A 14,636-nucleotide genomic window follows, 5' to 3' on the forward strand; every position below is an offset into this window, starting at 1 on the left:
CGGCGGCGATACCACCGCCGGTCCTCGACGGGCCTAGCGGACCTCGGGAGCGTCCACCTCAACCTCGTGCGGCGCGTTGAGCAGCTCGTACTCGGCGGCCTCGGTGCGCTTGCCGAGCCGCTTGAGGATCGCGTAGATGATCCTGTCCAGGACATAGCCGAGCGCGATCGCGATGACGATGGAGACGCCGATGCCCAGAAGCTTGTTGTGCTCCATCCAGTTCCCGGCGACGGCGCCGATCGTCGCCGAGTACGCGCCCCAGGTCAGGCAGCCAAGGACGTCGAGGATGGTGAACCGCTTGAGGGAGAAGCGCGTGGCCCCCGCGGTGAAGTTCACCGCCACCCGGCCGATGGGGATGTAGCGAGCCGTGAAGATCAGCAGCGCTCCCCGCTTCATGAGCTCATGCTGCGCGAAGGCAAACACCTTCCTGGCGCGGCGCGTGCGCATCCAGCGGAAGCGCGTGGTCCCCATCCTGCGCCCCAGGCGGTAGGCGATCTGGTCGCCGGTGATGGCGCCGGCCGCGCCGACGATGGCCAGCAGGACGATGTTCGGCGTTCCCGTTCCGACGGCGACGCTGGCCAGGCCGACGATCAGCGTCTCGCTGGGCAACACGGGCAGGAAGCCGTCGATCAGGCAGAAGATGTAGACGATCGGCAGGATCCACCACGCGTTCGATGCATGGACGATGGCCTCGTTGATGACATCCACTGCCTTGGTCTCCCCTGACTCATCGGTATCCCGCGATACGCGCCCCAACCGCGGCATCGGATACGTGTTCCGTGCCGGAACGGTCCCTCCATTGTGACGCACGCTGCGCGCGGGCGTGTCCCACCCAGGGATGATTCGGGGACGCTTCGGGGGTAAACCCCTAGAACGCGACGCGGTCGATGATCAGCCGCTGGTGCGGCCGGCTGCCGTCCGGTGCGATGACGACGGCGCCCTCGAGGGACTCGTGCGCCCGCGCGAACTTCTCGGGCGTATCGGTCAGCAGGGTCAACAGCGGCTGGCCCCGGCGCACGGTGTCGCCGGGCTTGGCGTGCATGCGCACGCCGGCGCCCGCCTGGACCGCGTCCTCCTTGCGCGCCCGGCCGGCGCCGAGCCGCCATGCGGCCACGCCCACTCCCAGCGCGTCGAGTTCGGTCAGGACGCCGTCCGCCTGCGCGTAGACCGTTTCGGATTCCTTGGCCACGGGGAGGGCGGCGCGCGGGTCACCGCCCTGTGCCTCGATCATGCGGTTCCAGACGTCCATGGCGCGGCCGTCCTTCAGCGCCGCGGCAGGATCGGCGCCGTGGACGCCCGCGGCCTCCAGCATTTCCTCCGCCAGCCGGACGGTCAGTTCGACGACGTCCGCCGGTCCGCCCCCGGCCAGGACCTCGACCGATTCCTCCACCTCGATGGCGTTGCCGGCCGTGAGGCCCAGCGGCGTGCGCATGTTCGTCAGGAGCGCGACCGTCTTGACGCCCGCGTCCGTGCCAAGCGCCACCATGGTCTCGGCGAGCTCCCGTGCGGACGCCTCGTCCTTCATAAACGCGCCGGATCCGACCTTAACGTCCAACACCAGCGCGCGGGTGCCTTCCGCGATCTTCTTGCTCATGATGGAGCTGGCGATCAGCGGGATGGCCTCGACCGTTCCCGTGACGTCGCGCAGGGCGTAGAGCTTCTTGTCGGCGGGGGCCAGGCCCGATCCGGCGGCACAGATCACCGCGCCGCAGTCCGCCAACTGGGCCATCATGTCCTCGTTGGACAGAGCGGCGCGCCAGCCGGGAATGGACTCGAGCTTGTCCAGCGTCCCCCCGGTGTGCCCAAGACCGCGTCCGCTCAACTGCGGCACGGCGACGCCAAAGACCGCGACGAGCGGCGCCAGGGGCAGGGTGATCTTGTCGCCTACGCCACCAGTGGAGTGCTTGTCCGCCGTCGGCTTCACCGCCCCGTCCGGTCCGCGCAGCCCGGAGAAGTCCATGCGCTCCCCCGAATTGATCATCGCCGCGGTCCAGCGCGCAATCTCGTTGCGTCCCATGCCGTTGAGCAGGATCGCCATGTTCAGCGCGGCCATCTGCTCGTCGGCGATCGCCCCGCGGGTATAGGCGTCGATGGTCCAGTCGATCTGTGCCGCGGACAGGGTCCCGCGATCCCGCTTGATGCGGATGATGTCGACGGCGTCGAAGGCTTCGTTGCTCATGGCTGCCTCTCTGGGGCGTTTGGGCCGGGGTCGCCGGCGCGTGTGTGGGTCTTAGGCGAGGTTCTGCGGGCCGAAGGCGTCCGGAAGGACCTCGTCCATGGTCCTGACACCGCTGACGGTCATCAGGCGGAAATTGGGTCCGCGGTGCTCGTAGAGCAGTTGCCGGCATCGCCCGCACGGCATCAGAACGTTCCCCGAGCCGTCGACGCAGTAAAAGGCGCGGAGCGTGCCCCCGCCGCCCATGTGGAGCTGGCCAATCAGCGTGCACTCGGCGCACAGGACCACGCCGTACGCCGCGTTCTCGACGTTGCAGCCGGAGACGAGCCGCCCGTCGTCGGTGAGGGCGGCGGCGCCGACGGGGAACTTGGAGTAGGGCGCGTAGGCATGGCCCATGGCGGCCTTCGCGGCCTCGGCCAGGCGAGCCCATTCCGCTTCCGTCGGCTCCACGCCCTCGGCGTCCGCCGCCCGGTCGCGCGGCGCGTGCGTTCCGCTCCCAGTCACGTCGCCCCTATTCCTTCACGTAGGGGATGCCGCTTGAGGCGGGGGGCCGGCTCTTTCCGGCCAGGCCCGCGACGGCGAAGATCGTCACGGCGTACGGCAGCATCTGCATAAATTGGCTGGGCACCGGGGTGCCGAGGATCGTCAGGACGAACGAAAGGTTCAGCGAGAATCCGAACAGCAGGGCGGCGAAGAAGGCGCCGATGGGGTTCCAGCGGCCGAAGATCAGGGCCGCCAACGCGATAAAGCCCTGGCCCGCCGTCATCTCCTTGTTGAAGCTGGACGACGTGACCAGCGTAAAGAACGCGCCGCCGATGCCGGCGACCACGCCCGCGAGCACCACGTTCCAGAAACGGATGGAATTGACCCTGATGCCCACGGTGTCGGCAGCCTTCGGGTGCTCCCCGACCGCGCGCACGCGCAGGCCCCAACGCGTCTTGAACAGGCCGAACCAGACCAGGAAAACGGCCACATACATGCCGTATCCCAGGATGGTCTGGTTGAAGAAGATCGGGCCGAAGATCGGAATGTCGGCCAACAGCGGGATCCGGATCGGGCTGAAGCTCGGGGGGCTGTTGAAGCGTGCCGAGTCCGCGCTCATCACGGTGGAGAACAGGAAGCTGGTCAGCCCGGCCACAAGGACGTTGAGCACAACGCCGACGATCACCTGGTTGACGAGGTACTTGATGCTGAAGACCGCCAGGACCACGGAGACCAGGACGCTGCCGACCACGGCGGCGAGGAGGCCCGCAACAAGATTCTGCGTGATGGAACCGACGATGGCGGCGCAGAACGCACCGGCCAGAAGCTGGCCCTCGATGGCGATGTTGACCACGCCCGCGCGTTCGCACAGCACGCCGGAGAGCGAACCGAAGATCAGCGGGATCGCCAAGGTGAAGGACCCGGCGATGAGCCCCGAGAAGTAGACGTTGGGGTTCTCGGCGCTGCCGATGACCCAGACCAGGAAACCCACCACGAAGACCGCGGCGAACACGGGTGCGACCCAGGCCGGGACGCGGGCGCCCTTCGCGGTCAGGTAGAGCGCGAAGCCGGCGAGGGCCAGCAGCACGAGCGCGGCGATCCACCCGATCGCGGTGGTGCCCAGGACAACGTCCGGGATCCGGAGCGCGTCGCCGTCGTTGGAGATCCGGAAGCGAGCGGAGCTGTGGGGGCTCCCGAGGGCGAACCCCGCGAGGGCGACCACGGCGAGCACGGCGTAGGTGACCGGCGCTCCCCAACTGCGGATCGCCGCGGTGGACCCCGACGCTTGCGGGGCTGCGGTGGCGGTAGCGGCAGTCACGAGGCACCTCCGGCCTGGGCGGCCTTCGCGGCCGGCTTGTTGGACTTTTTGGGCGACTTCTTGACGCCGATCCTAAAGATCGAGCGCACCAGGGGCGGGGCCGCGATGAACAGCACGATGAACGACTGGACCACCAGCACGATGTCGATGGGGATGCCGGTCTCCGACTGCATGCCGACGCCGCCGGCGCGCAACGCGCCGAAGAGAATGCCGGCGAACAGTGTGCCGATGGGGCTCGAGCGCCCCAGCAGAGCGACGGTGATGGCGTCGAAGCCGAAGCTGGCCGCTATGTCGCCGCTGAGGGAACGTTCGGTTCCGGAGATCTGCGCCGTGCCCGCCAGTCCGGCGAGCCCACCGGCAACAAGCATGGCGGTCAGGTAGGCCCGGCTCACGTTGATGCCGGCGGTCTTCGCGGCGACCGGGTTGGCGCCGACCGCACGCAGTTCGAAGCCGGTGGTTGAGCGGTTGAGCAGCCACCAGACGAAGGCGACGGCGGCCAGGGCCAGCACAAACCCGTAGTGCAGGCGGAAGCCGGTGCCGAAGATCAGCGGGTAGGCCGCGGATTCCGCGATCTGCGGACTCACCGGGTTGTTGGAGCCGGGCCGCTGGAAGGCCGGGGTGCTGAGGAGGTACAGGAGCAGGTAGAGGCCGATGTAGTTCAGCATGATGGTCACGATGACCTCGTGCGCGCCGCGCTTGGCCTTGAGGATGCCGGCGATTCCGCCCCAGAGGGCGCCGCCGACGAATCCGGCGACGATCGCGGCTAGGAGGTGGATGCCCAAAGGCAACTCCAGCGTGAATCCGATCCATCCGGCCAGGGTCGCGCCAAGGATGATCTGCCCCTGGGCGCCGATGTTGAAGAGCCCGACGCGGAACGCCAGCGCGACGCCGAGGCCCGCCAGGATCAGCGGGGTCGCCACGGTCAGCGTCTCGGTGAGCGGGTAGATGGCGTTGGCGAAGCCCTCGGCCTGCGTGTTGAAGATGGCGCTGCGGAAGAGGGCCCCGTAGGCCTCGGACACGGCGTCCCACACCGCGATGGCCATGTCCCCCGGACGCGCGAAGAAGTAGCCGGCGGTCTCGTTGACCCGGTCGTTGGTGAAAGCGATGAGGATGGCGCCCACGATTAGGGACAGGACGATCGCGAGGATGGACACAAGCCCGTTGCCGGTGACGACCTGCTTCAGCACCCCGGCTCCCGCACCCGGGTGGTGGCTGGACTCGGCCAGTTGCGCGGGGGTGTTCCCGGCCGCGGCGCCGCCGGGGACGGACTGGGTGGGTGCCGGCTGGTGCGGCGCGCCGTCCGCCTCCGGGTCGTGGCCCGGCAGGTTGTTGGCGTCACTCATTCTCGGCCCCTGTCTGATCGGTGGTCTGCTGTTGGGCCTCGTCGAGGCCGGCGCCGGCCATCATCAGGCCAAGTGTCGCGCGCGGGGTGTTTCCGGGGACGATACCAACGAGCCGCCCCTTGTAGAGGACCGCGATGCGGTCCGCCAGCTCCACGACCTCGTCGAGCTCCGTGGAAACGATCATGACGGGCGTGCCCACGTCCCTCTCGGAGATGATGCGGCGGTGGAGGAATTCGATGGATCCGACGTCCACGCCGCGAGTGGGTTGGGAGGCGATGAACAGCTTCAGCGGTCGGGACAGCTCGCGGGCCATCACGACCTTCTGCTGGTTGCCGCCGGAGAGCGTGCCGACGTTGATCTGCCCGCCCTGGGTCCGGATATCGAACTCGGTGATCTTTGCGTCCGCGTTCTCCGCGATGACCGCCGGCTTCATTCCGAGACCGCGCGCGAACGGTGGCCGGTCGTACTGGTTCAGCACGAGGTTTTCGGCCACCGTGAAAGTGCCGACCAGCCCGTCCGTGCTGCGGTCCTCGGGCACAAATCCAACGCCGGAGTTCACGATGTCCTTGACGGACCGCCCCAGCAGGTTCTCGCCGTCCAGGATGACGGAACCCGTCACGTGGGGCAGCAGGCCCATGATGGCCTCGGTCAGCTCTGTCTGGCCGTTCCCCTGGACGCCCGCGATGGCGAGGATTTCGCCCTTGGAGATGCCGAACGAGACGTGGTCCAGCGTCACTTGCCCGCTGGACGTGCGGACGGTCAGGTCCTCGACGCGAAAGCTTTGTTCCCCCGGTACGGCGGGGGCCTTGTTCAGGCTCAGGCTCACGGAGCGTCCCACCATCAGGGACGCCAGCTCGGTGGCGGACGCGGAAGGGTCGGCCGTTCCGACGACCTTGCCGCGGCGGATCACCGTGATGGTGTCGGAGATGGCCTTGACCTCGCGCAGCTTGTGGGAAATGAAGACGATCGCGGTGCCCGAGGCCCGGAGCTGGCCGATGATGCTCAGCAACTCGTCCGTCTCCTGCGGCGTGAGCACGGCGGTGGGCTCGTCGAGGATCAGCACCTTGGCGTTGCGCACGAGCGCCTTGATGATCTCCACGCGCTGCTGCACGCCGACCGGCAGGTCCTCGACCGTGGCGTCCGGGTCCACGTCGAACCCGTAGCGGTCCGAGATATCGCGGATCTTCCGTTTGGTCTGCTCCAGGTCCAGCACGCCGAGCGCCTGCGTGGACTCGTCGCCCAGGGCGACGTTCTCCGCGACGGTGAAGACGGGGACCAGCATAAAGTGCTGATGGACCATGCCGATCCCGGCGGCCATGGCGTCGCCGGGGCCGTTGAACCGGACGGGCTTGTCGTCGATGAGGATCTCGCCCTCCGTCGCCTCGTAGAGGCCGAAGAGGACATTCATCAGCGTGGACTTGCCGGCACCGTTCTCACCCAGCAGAGAGTGGACCTGTCCGGACTCGACGACGACGTCGATGTGGTCGTTGGCGACGAACGAGCCGAATTTTTTCGTGATGCCCCGAAGCTCGAGTTTCACTTGCCGTACCCTGTTCCCTTCTGTTCGGCCCAGTCAAGACGGGGCCGCGCTCCGTCCGGAGCGGTCAGTGCCTAGCGTAGTCGTCCGCGACATGGCCCGGTCAGCAAACGCGCCGCCCGTCCCCACAGGAGCCCCTGCGGGACGGACGGCGCGTTGGCTCTTGCCTGCCGCGGCTAGATGGTCCGGTGGGCGCGTGCCCTCCGGGACATCGTTACTGCTTGGGGCTGGACGGGGATTCCGCCTTGACGGTGCCCGCGATGATGTCCGCCTTGAGCTGGTCCAGCTCGGTCTTCAGCTCGTCGGAGACCTCGGAATCGAAATCGTGGAACGGGGCCAGCGCCACGCCCTCGTTCTCGAGGGTGCCGACGTACGGGGTGTTGTCCCAGTTGCCGTTGACGTCCTCGGTGATGACGTCCTCGACGGCCTCGCCCATCAGCTTCATGACCGAGGTCAGGATGAACTCCTTGCCGCTGGGGACCGTGTTGTAGCCGTCGGAGTCGACCCAGACGACCTTGACGTCCTTGCCGCCGGCGTTGAGTTCCTTGACGGCGTCGAGTGTGCCCAGGCCCACGGGACCGGCGACCGGAAGGATGATGTCTGCGCCCTCGTTGACGAAGTTTGTTGTGTTCGTCTTGCCCTTGCCCTGGTTCTCGAAGTCGCCGGTGAAGGTACCGTTCTGCGCCTCGGAGTCCCAGCCGAGGACCTCGACGTCGGTCCCCTTCTTCTCGTTGTGGTAGGCGACGCCCTCGGCGAAGCCGTCCATAAAGATCGTGACGGTGGGGATGTTCATGCCGCCGTACGTGGCGACCTTGCCCGTCTCGGTGGTTCCGGCGGCCAGGTAGCCGGCGAGGAACGCGGCCTGGGCCGTGTCGTAGATGATCGGCTTGACGTTCTCGGCCTCGATCGAGTTGTCGTCGACGATCGCGAAGTGAGCGTCGGGCGCCGTGGCGGCGATCTTCTTGGTGGCGTCGGCGAGCAGGAACCCGACGGTGACGGTCAGGTCGCAGCCGCCCTTGACCATCGAGTTCAGGTTCGGCTCGAAGTCCGTGGCCGCCTGCGATTCGGCCTGCTTGGTCTTGATGCCGAGCGATTCCTTCGCCTGCGTCAGGCCCTCGTAGGAGGACTGGTTGAACGAACGGTCCTCGAAGCCGCCGGAGTCCGAGACGATGCAGCCGGTGTAATCGGCAGCGCCGGCCGGTGCGGATCCGGCGGCGCTGGTCGGTGCGGCCTCGGGTGCGGCACCACAGCCGGTCAGGGCGAGTGCGGAAGCGCCCAGAACGGCCGCTGCCACACCGGTGGAGCGCTTGAGCTTGCGCAGTGAATTCATCAAATTCCTCCAGTAACGAGTGATGCCCAGCATCGATCCCCCGGCGAGTGTCCGCACGAGTGTTCTGTTGTCGACGGGTGTGCTGAAACAGGGGCGCAACGCACGCCCGAGCTTAACGAACCAAGACTAACGTCGGCTTGGTGATGCCCACCACCCTACTGGCCTGCGCATATCAACATCGTTGACGTTTTGTTACCAAGGGGTAAACCTATCGGCCCGGGCGCCCTCCGGCGCTCGCCGCGGCTCGCAGCGCGGCGGCCGCCATGACCCGAACGCCGGTGACGATAGCGCGCTCGTCCGGCGCGTAGTCCCCGCGGTGCAGGTCGTAGGTCTCCCCGCCGGGTGTGCGGGTGCCCAGCCGCATCATTGAGCCGGGGATCTTGTTCGTCATCCAGGCGAAGTCCTCCCCGCCCATGGACTGCGGCGTCAGCACGATCGCCGCCGAGCCGATCTCGGCGCGGGCGGCGTCCTCGATGAGGTCCGTCTCCGCCTCGGTGTTGACGACCGGCGGGACCCCGCGCGTGTGTTCCAGCTTCACCTCGACGCCGTACGGAACGGCGACCTGCCGCACCACCTCGTCCAGGAGTTCGCCCGCTCCCTGCCACGCCTCGCCGTCCAGGCAGCGCATGGTCCCCGCCATGTAGCCCGTGGCCGGGATGGCGTTCGGCGCCGAGCCGGCGTGGATCTGCCCCCACACCACAGAGACCGCGCTGCGGACGTCGATCCGGCGGTTCAGGACGGCCGGGACATTGACGGCGATCTCCGCCAAGGCGAAGACCAGGTCTTCCGTCAGGTGCGGACGGGAGGTGTGGCCCCCGCGGCCGGTGAGCTCGATCTTGATGGTGTCGCTCGCGCTGGTGATGGCACCGATGCGCGTGCCGATGGTGCCCGCGTCGATGCGCGGCTCGCAATGCAGGGCCAGGATGCGGGGGACGTCGTCGAGCACGCCCTCCTCGATCACGGACAGCGCGCCGCCCGGCATCGTCTCCTCGGCCGGCTGGAAGATGACCCTGATGCGCCCCTCGAGCTTGCCCGCGTCCAGCAGCCGCTTGAGCGTCAGGGCAACGCCGAGCATCACTGTGGTGTGGATGTCGTGCCCGCAGGCGTGGCACACCCCCGTCCGGCTCGAGGCGTATTCGAGGTCCGTCTCCTCCAGGATGGGCAGCGCGTCGATGTCGGCGCGGAGGCCGAGGGCGATCGGCCCGTGGCCGACGTCGACGAAGAGCCCCGTGCTCTCCAGGCGCTGCGGTTCCAGGCCCGCGCCGGACAGCGCCTCGACAATCTTGTCGGTGGTGCGGAACTCCTTGAACGACAGTTCCGGGTGGGCGTGCACGTCGCGGCGGAAGGCCACCAACTGGTCGACGAGCGGCTCCACCCAGTCACCCAGGAGCGGAACATGCGGTGCGTCGTCAATTACGGATCTCACAGGGAAACCCTACGTCGAACCGTCCCGAAACTCAGTTCCCTCGACATGTGCGTCCTACAGGACGTCGACGTCGCCGGAGGCCTTGAGCGCGGCCACGGCCTCCTTGACCGACTGCGCGTGTTCCTTCGTGGTCACGAGCAGGGCGTCCGGAGTGTCGACGATGACCACGTCCTCGATGCCGATGAGGGCGATCACGCGCTTGGAGTCCGAGACGACGACGCCGGAGGCGCGGTCCGCGTAGACCCGGGCCCCCTCGCCAAGGACCGTGATGTGGCTGCTCTCGGACGCGGGGTTGAGCCGACCGATCGCGGCGAAGTCCCCGACGTCGTCCCACGTAAAGGTGCCGGGGATCATGGCCACGTCGCCAACCGCCGCGGCGGGTTCGGCGACGGCGTAGTCGATGGCGATCTTCGGCAGGTCCGGCCATACGCGGTCCATGACCTCCTCGCGCACGTCCGTGTCCCAGGCCGCGGCGATCTCGACGATGCCGGCGTGGAGCTCCGGCTCGTTGCGCTTGAGGTGCTCCAGCATCAGGCCAACGGGCGCGACGAACATGCCCGCGTTCCAGAAGTAGTCTCCGTTCTCGACGTAGGCCCGGGCCACGTCCTCGTCGGGCTTCTCCACGAACTCGACGACGCCCGTGGCGCTCGGCGCACCGCCGATGTCCAGTGGCGCGCCCCGGCGGATGTAGCCGAAAGCCGTGGAGGCGACGGTCGGCCGGATGCCGATGGTGACGATCTTGCCGCTGGCCGCGGTGTGGACGGCCTCGCGGACGACGTCCTGGAAGACGTCGACCGGACCAATCACCTGGTCGGCCGCGAAGGATCCCATGATCGTGTCCGGATCCCGCCGGTGGAGGATGGCTGCGGCCAGGCCGATGGCTGCGGCCGAGTCCTTCGGCTCGCTCTCGAGCACCAGGTTCGAGTCGTCGAGTTCCGGCAACTGACCCAGGACCGCGGCACGGTGCGCCTGCCCGGTGACCACCATCACGCGCTCGCCCACCAGGGGGACCAGCCGGTCGTAGGTGGCCCGAATCAGGGTCGTCCCGGAGCCTGTCAGGTCGTGGAGGAATTTCGGCGCGGCGGCGCGGGAGAGGGGCCACAGGCGCGTTCCCACGCCTCCGGCCGGGATGACGCAGTGGAAGCGCCCCAGTGGATCAGTGTTCATCCCCTCAGGCTAGTCGATCGCCACCCCGCCCCGGGGCATTGTCAGCGCGGTATTTAGGTCACGCCGACGTTGCGGAATTACCGCCGAATTCCCAGCTTTTGCGACCCTGCGGCCATGCCAGAGTGAGCCTGCTCACAGGCACCGTCGCAATGATGGGGCGCGGGGAGCCCCGTGGTCTAAGATCGGCCTAGAACGCTCACGCACCGGCGTCAATTTTTTGTGTGGCAGCCGCACAAACGCCAATGCGATGCATGGAGGTTAATTCAGTGTCGAAGACTTCGTCAGGCACCCTCTACCGTGGCCGCGAAGGCCAATGGTCCTGGGTAGGACATCGTGTCACCGGTGTCGTTATTTTCTTTTTCCTTTTGGTGCACGTCCTGGACACGTCCCTGGTGCGCGTCTCCCCGGAGGCGTACGACGCCATCATGGCGACCTACAAGAACCCGCTGATGGCCCTCGGTGAGCTCGGCCTCGTCGCCGCCATCATGTTCCACGCGTTCAACGGGCTCCGCTTGATCCTGGTCGACTTCTGGAAGCAGGGTCCCAAGTACCACCGCCAGATGCTGTGGGGCGTCCTGATCGTTTGGGCAGTCACGATGATCGGCTTCTCGATCCGCCACCTGTCCCTCTCCTTTGGAGGCTACTAAGCCATGGCAACCACTGAATTCGTAGCGCCGCGCTCCGGCCGCATCGACGCCAAGTACAACCGCTCGGGGAGCAAGGGCGGCAACTTCGAGATGGTCGCATGGTTGTTCATGCGGCTCTCCGGCCTGGTGCTGGTGGTCCTGATCTTCGGCCACCTCTTTGTCAACCTCCTCGTCGACGAGGGCGTCCACGGCATCAACTTCGGCTTCGTGGCCGGCAAGTGGGCCAACCCCGTCTGGCAGTTCTGGGACCTGACGATGCTGTGGTTGGCCATGCTGCACGGCACCAACGGCGTTCGCACCATCATCAACGACTACGCGGACAAGGACGGCACCCGCTTCTGGCTGAAGACGGTCCTTTACGTGTGCACGGCGGTCATCATCATCCTGGGCACCCTGGTGATCTTCACGTTCGACCCGTGCATCGAGGGCTCCACCCTCTCCGTCTGCCAGTAGTCCCGGCGCTCACCGCCGAAAACAAGCTTTAGAGAAGAGAGAGCATCCGGTATGCAGGTACATAAGTACGACGTCGTCATCGTCGGCGCCGGTGGCGCCGGCATGCGCGCCGCCATCGAGTCCGGCCAGCGCGCGCACACGGCGGTACTCACCAAGCTTTACCCCACGCGCTCCCACACGGGCGCGGCCCAGGGCGGAATGTGTGCGGCACTTGCCAACGTCGAGGAAGACAACTGGGAGTGGCACACCTTCGACACCGTCAAGGGCGGCGACTACCTGGTGGACCAGGACGCCGCGGAGGTGATGGCCAAGGAGGCCATCGACGCCGTGCTGGACCTGGAAAAGATGGGCCTGCCGTTCAACCGCACGCCCGAGGGCAAGATCGACCAGCGCCGCTTCGGCGGCCACACCCGCGACCACGGCAAGGCCCCGGTCCGCCGTGCGTGCTACGCCGCCGACCGCACCGGCCACATGATCCTGCAGACGCTCTACCAAAACTGCGTCAAGCACAACGTGGAGTTCTACAACGAGTACTACGTGCTGGACCTGCTCACGGTCGAGGAGGAGGCCACCCGCGAGGACGGCACCACGTACCTCCAGAAGCGCGTGGCCGGGGTTGTGTCCTACGACCTCGCCAGCGGCGAGCTGCACATCTTCCAGGCCAAGTCCGTTGTGTTCGCGACCGGCGGCGTCGGCAAGGTCTTCAAGACCACGTCCAACGCCCACACGCTGACCGGCGACGGCATGGGCATCGCGTTCCGACGCGGCATCCCCTTGGAGGACATGGAGTTCATCCAGTTCCACCCGACCGGCCTGGCCGGCCTGGGCATCCTGCTCTCCGAGGCGGCCCGCGGCGAGGGAGCGATCCTGCGCAACTCCGAGGGCGAGCGCTTTATGGAGCGCTATGCCCCCACGATCAAGGACCTGGCGCCCCGCGACATCGTGGCCCGCTCCATGGCCAACGAGGTGCGCGAAGGACGCGGTTGCGGCCCGAACAAGGACTACGTCCTGCTCGACCTCACCCACCTGGAGCCGGCGCACATCGACGCCAAGCTCCCGGACATCACCGAGTTCGCCCGGACCTACCTCGGCGTCGAGCCGTACACGGAGCCGGTTCCGGTCTTCCCGACGGCCCACTACGTGATGGGCGGCGTGCCGACCAACATCAAGGCGGAGGTCCTGCAGGACAACGACACCGTTGTCCCGGGCCTCTACGCCGCGGGCGAGGTGGCCTGCGTGTCCGTGCACGGCTCCAACCGTCTGGGCACCAACTCCCTGCTGGACATCAACGTCTTCGGCAAGCGCGCCGGCATCCAGGCCGCCGAGTACGCCAAGACGGCGGACTGGGTGGAGCTGCCGGAGAACGCCGCCGCGGAAACGGTCGAACTGCTGGACCAGGTCCGCAACGGCGGCGGGACCGAGAAGGTCGCCGCCATCCGCAAGGACCTGCAGGACACGATGGACCTGAACATGCAGGTGTTCCGCAGCGGCGAGACGATCGCCGAGACGCTCGCGGACATCGAGGCACTGCGCAAGCGCTACGCCAACATCACCGTCCAGGACAAGGGCAAGCGCTTCAACCTGGACCTGCTCGAGGCCGTGGAACTGGGCTTCCTGCTCGACATGGCCGAGGTCATGACGGTGGCGGCCCTGCATCGCCACGAATCGCGTGGAGGCCACTTCCGGGAGGACTTCCCGGATCGAGACGACGCCAACTTCATGAAGCACTCGATGATCTACCGCGACGCGGAGGCGGAGACCGAAGGCGTCAAGGGCATGCGTTTCGACACCAAGCCCGTGATCTTCACCCGTTACCAGCCAATGGAGCGTAAGTACTAATGAGCACCGAACTTCCCGAACCAGCATCGAAGGTGGACCTGGCCGAGAGCGCCGGCGGCGGCGAGATCCCCCAGTTCGACATCACGCTGCGCGTCCGCCGCTACAACCCCGAGGTCTCCGAGGAGGCCTCGTGGGAGGACTTCGAGCTGACCATGTACGGCACCGACCGTGTGCTCGACGCCCTGCACAAGGTCAAGTGGGAGCACGACGGCTCGCTGTCCTTCCGCCGCTCCTGCGCGCACGGCGTGTGCGGCTCCGATGCCATGCGCATCAACGGCCGCAACCGCCTGGCCTGCAAGACCCTGCTGAAGGACCTCGACACGAAGAAGCCGATCACGGTGGAGGCCATCAAGGGCCTGCCCGTTGAGAAGGACCTCATCGTGGACATGGAGCCGTTCTTCCAGTCGTACCGCGAGGTCATGCCGTTCCTGATCTCCAAGGGCCACGAGCCGTCCAAGGAGCGCTACCAGTCCGCCGAGGACCGCGAGCGCTACGACGACACCACCAAGTGCATCCTGTGCGCCGCGTGCACGTCGTCGTGCCCGGTCTTCTGGACCGACGGCCAGTACTTCGGCCCGGCGGCGATCGTCAACGCACACCGCTTCATCTTCGACTCGCGCGACGATGCGGGCGACATGCGCCTGGAGATCCTCAACGACAAGGAAGGCGTGTGGCGCTGCCGCACCACCTTCAACTGTTCGGAGGCATGCCCCCGCGGCATCCAGGTGACCAAGGCGATCTCCGAGGTCAAGCAGGCCATCCTGGCCCGCTCCATGTAGTTTTTTCCCTGACGCCGAAAGGCGCCGCTGCCCGCCGGAAGGTGGGTTCCCTGGCTCGGGAATCCACCCCGGCTCGGCGCAGCGGCGCCTTTCGCGTTCCTTCGGCGGCGGGTTTCCCTCGTCGTCCGCCATCCCCGC

Annotated in this window: 13 protein-coding genes; 4 read left to right on the plus strand and 9 right to left on the minus strand. The window is 67.3% G+C overall.

What is annotated here, in order from left to right; all coding sequences use genetic code 11:
- Positions 1-33: 33 nt before the first annotated feature.
- From AC3ZJJ_RS10230 to AC3ZJJ_RS10270, 9 genes are all read right to left on the minus strand, one after another.
- On the minus strand, positions 34-708 hold the full coding sequence (locus AC3ZJJ_RS10230; protein ID WP_489891715.1) for a DedA family protein: 675 nt from the start codon (positions 706-708) through the stop codon (positions 34-36).
- 160 nt (positions 709-868) lie between these two features.
- Positions 869-2,179: a thymidine phosphorylase gene (locus AC3ZJJ_RS10235; RefSeq protein ID WP_489891716.1), complete on the minus strand. Its 1,311-nt coding sequence runs from the start codon at positions 2,177-2,179 to the stop codon at positions 869-871.
- Positions 2,180-2,230: 51 nt separating this feature from the next.
- Positions 2,231-2,626, minus strand: a complete 396-nt coding sequence (locus tag AC3ZJJ_RS10240; protein WP_489895791.1) for a cytidine deaminase — start codon at positions 2,624-2,626, stop codon at positions 2,231-2,233.
- Between the two features lie 61 nt (positions 2,627-2,687).
- Complete coding sequence (locus AC3ZJJ_RS10245; RefSeq protein WP_489891717.1) at positions 2,688-3,977, minus strand: ABC transporter permease; 1,290 nt, start codon at positions 3,975-3,977, stop codon at positions 2,688-2,690.
- On the minus strand, positions 3,974-5,320 hold the full coding sequence (locus tag AC3ZJJ_RS10250; RefSeq protein WP_489891718.1) for an ABC transporter permease: 1,347 nt from the start codon (positions 5,318-5,320) through the stop codon (positions 3,974-3,976). The genes AC3ZJJ_RS10245 and AC3ZJJ_RS10250 overlap by 4 nt, the downstream gene beginning before the upstream one ends.
- Positions 5,313-6,860, minus strand: a complete 1,548-nt coding sequence (locus AC3ZJJ_RS10255; protein ID WP_489891719.1) for an ABC transporter ATP-binding protein — start codon at positions 6,858-6,860, stop codon at positions 5,313-5,315. The genes AC3ZJJ_RS10250 and AC3ZJJ_RS10255 overlap by 8 nt, the downstream gene beginning before the upstream one ends.
- 211 nt (positions 6,861-7,071) lie before the next feature.
- A complete protein-coding gene (locus AC3ZJJ_RS10260; protein ID WP_489891720.1) occupies positions 7,072-8,187 on the minus strand; it encodes a BMP family lipoprotein in 1,116 nt (371 codons plus the stop codon).
- 208 nt (positions 8,188-8,395) lie between these two features.
- Complete coding sequence (locus AC3ZJJ_RS10265) at positions 8,396-9,601, minus strand: amidohydrolase (RefSeq protein ID WP_489895793.1); 1,206 nt, start codon at positions 9,599-9,601, stop codon at positions 8,396-8,398.
- A 66-nt stretch (positions 9,602-9,667) separates the two neighbouring features.
- Entirely contained in the window at positions 9,668-10,780 is a 1,113-nt protein-coding gene (locus tag AC3ZJJ_RS10270) for a mannose-1-phosphate guanylyltransferase (protein ID WP_489891721.1), read from the minus strand.
- 251 nt (positions 10,781-11,031) lie between these two features.
- Between AC3ZJJ_RS10270 and sdhC the strand changes: the two genes are divergently transcribed.
- The 4 genes from sdhC to AC3ZJJ_RS10290 are packed head-to-tail and all read left to right on the plus strand — an operon-like array spanning position 11,032 to position 14,498.
- Complete coding sequence (sdhC, locus tag AC3ZJJ_RS10275) at positions 11,032-11,427, plus strand: succinate dehydrogenase, cytochrome b556 subunit (RefSeq protein ID WP_489891722.1); 396 nt, start codon at positions 11,032-11,034, stop codon at positions 11,425-11,427.
- A gap of 3 nt (positions 11,428-11,430) precedes the next feature.
- Positions 11,431-11,880 carry a succinate dehydrogenase hydrophobic membrane anchor subunit gene (locus tag AC3ZJJ_RS10280; RefSeq protein ID WP_489891723.1) on the plus strand — a complete coding sequence of 150 codons (450 nt, stop codon included), beginning with the start codon at positions 11,431-11,433 and terminating at the stop codon, positions 11,878-11,880.
- Between the two features lie 51 nt (positions 11,881-11,931).
- Complete coding sequence (gene sdhA, locus AC3ZJJ_RS10285) at positions 11,932-13,719, plus strand: succinate dehydrogenase flavoprotein subunit (RefSeq protein WP_489891724.1); 1,788 nt, start codon at positions 11,932-11,934, stop codon at positions 13,717-13,719.
- Positions 13,719-14,498, plus strand: a complete 780-nt coding sequence (locus tag AC3ZJJ_RS10290; protein WP_489891725.1) for a succinate dehydrogenase iron-sulfur subunit — start codon at positions 13,719-13,721, stop codon at positions 14,496-14,498. Before sdhA ends, AC3ZJJ_RS10290 begins: the two co-directional genes overlap by 1 nt.
- Positions 14,499-14,636: the final 138 nt, after the last annotated feature.

The organism is Arthrobacter sp. AOP29-A2-19 (assembly GCF_058138025.1).

Excerpts from the sequence above, each read along its gene's own strand:
- AC3ZJJ_RS10280 (WP_489891723.1), top strand. The coding sequence starts at position 11,431 with ATGGCAACCACTGAATTCGTAGCGCCGCGCTCCGGCCGCATCGACGCC.
- sdhC (WP_489891722.1), top strand. The coding sequence starts at position 11,032 with ATGGAGGTTAATTCAGTGTCGAAGACTTCGTCAGGCACCCTCTACCGT.
- AC3ZJJ_RS10290 (WP_489891725.1), top strand. The coding sequence starts at position 13,719 with ATGAGCACCGAACTTCCCGAACCAGCATCGAAGGTGGACCTGGCCGAG.
- AC3ZJJ_RS10235 (WP_489891716.1), bottom strand. The coding sequence starts at position 2,179 with ATGAGCAACGAAGCCTTCGACGCCGTCGACATCATCCGCATCAAGCGG.
- AC3ZJJ_RS10260 (WP_489891720.1), bottom strand. The coding sequence starts at position 8,187 with ATGAATTCACTGCGCAAGCTCAAGCGCTCCACCGGTGTGGCAGCGGCC.
- AC3ZJJ_RS10270 (WP_489891721.1), bottom strand. The coding sequence starts at position 10,780 with ATGAACACTGATCCACTGGGGCGCTTCCACTGCGTCATCCCGGCCGGA.
- sdhA (WP_489891724.1), top strand. The coding sequence starts at position 11,932 with ATGCAGGTACATAAGTACGACGTCGTCATCGTCGGCGCCGGTGGCGCC.
- AC3ZJJ_RS10250 (WP_489891718.1), bottom strand. The coding sequence starts at position 5,320 with ATGAGTGACGCCAACAACCTGCCGGGCCACGACCCGGAGGCGGACGGC.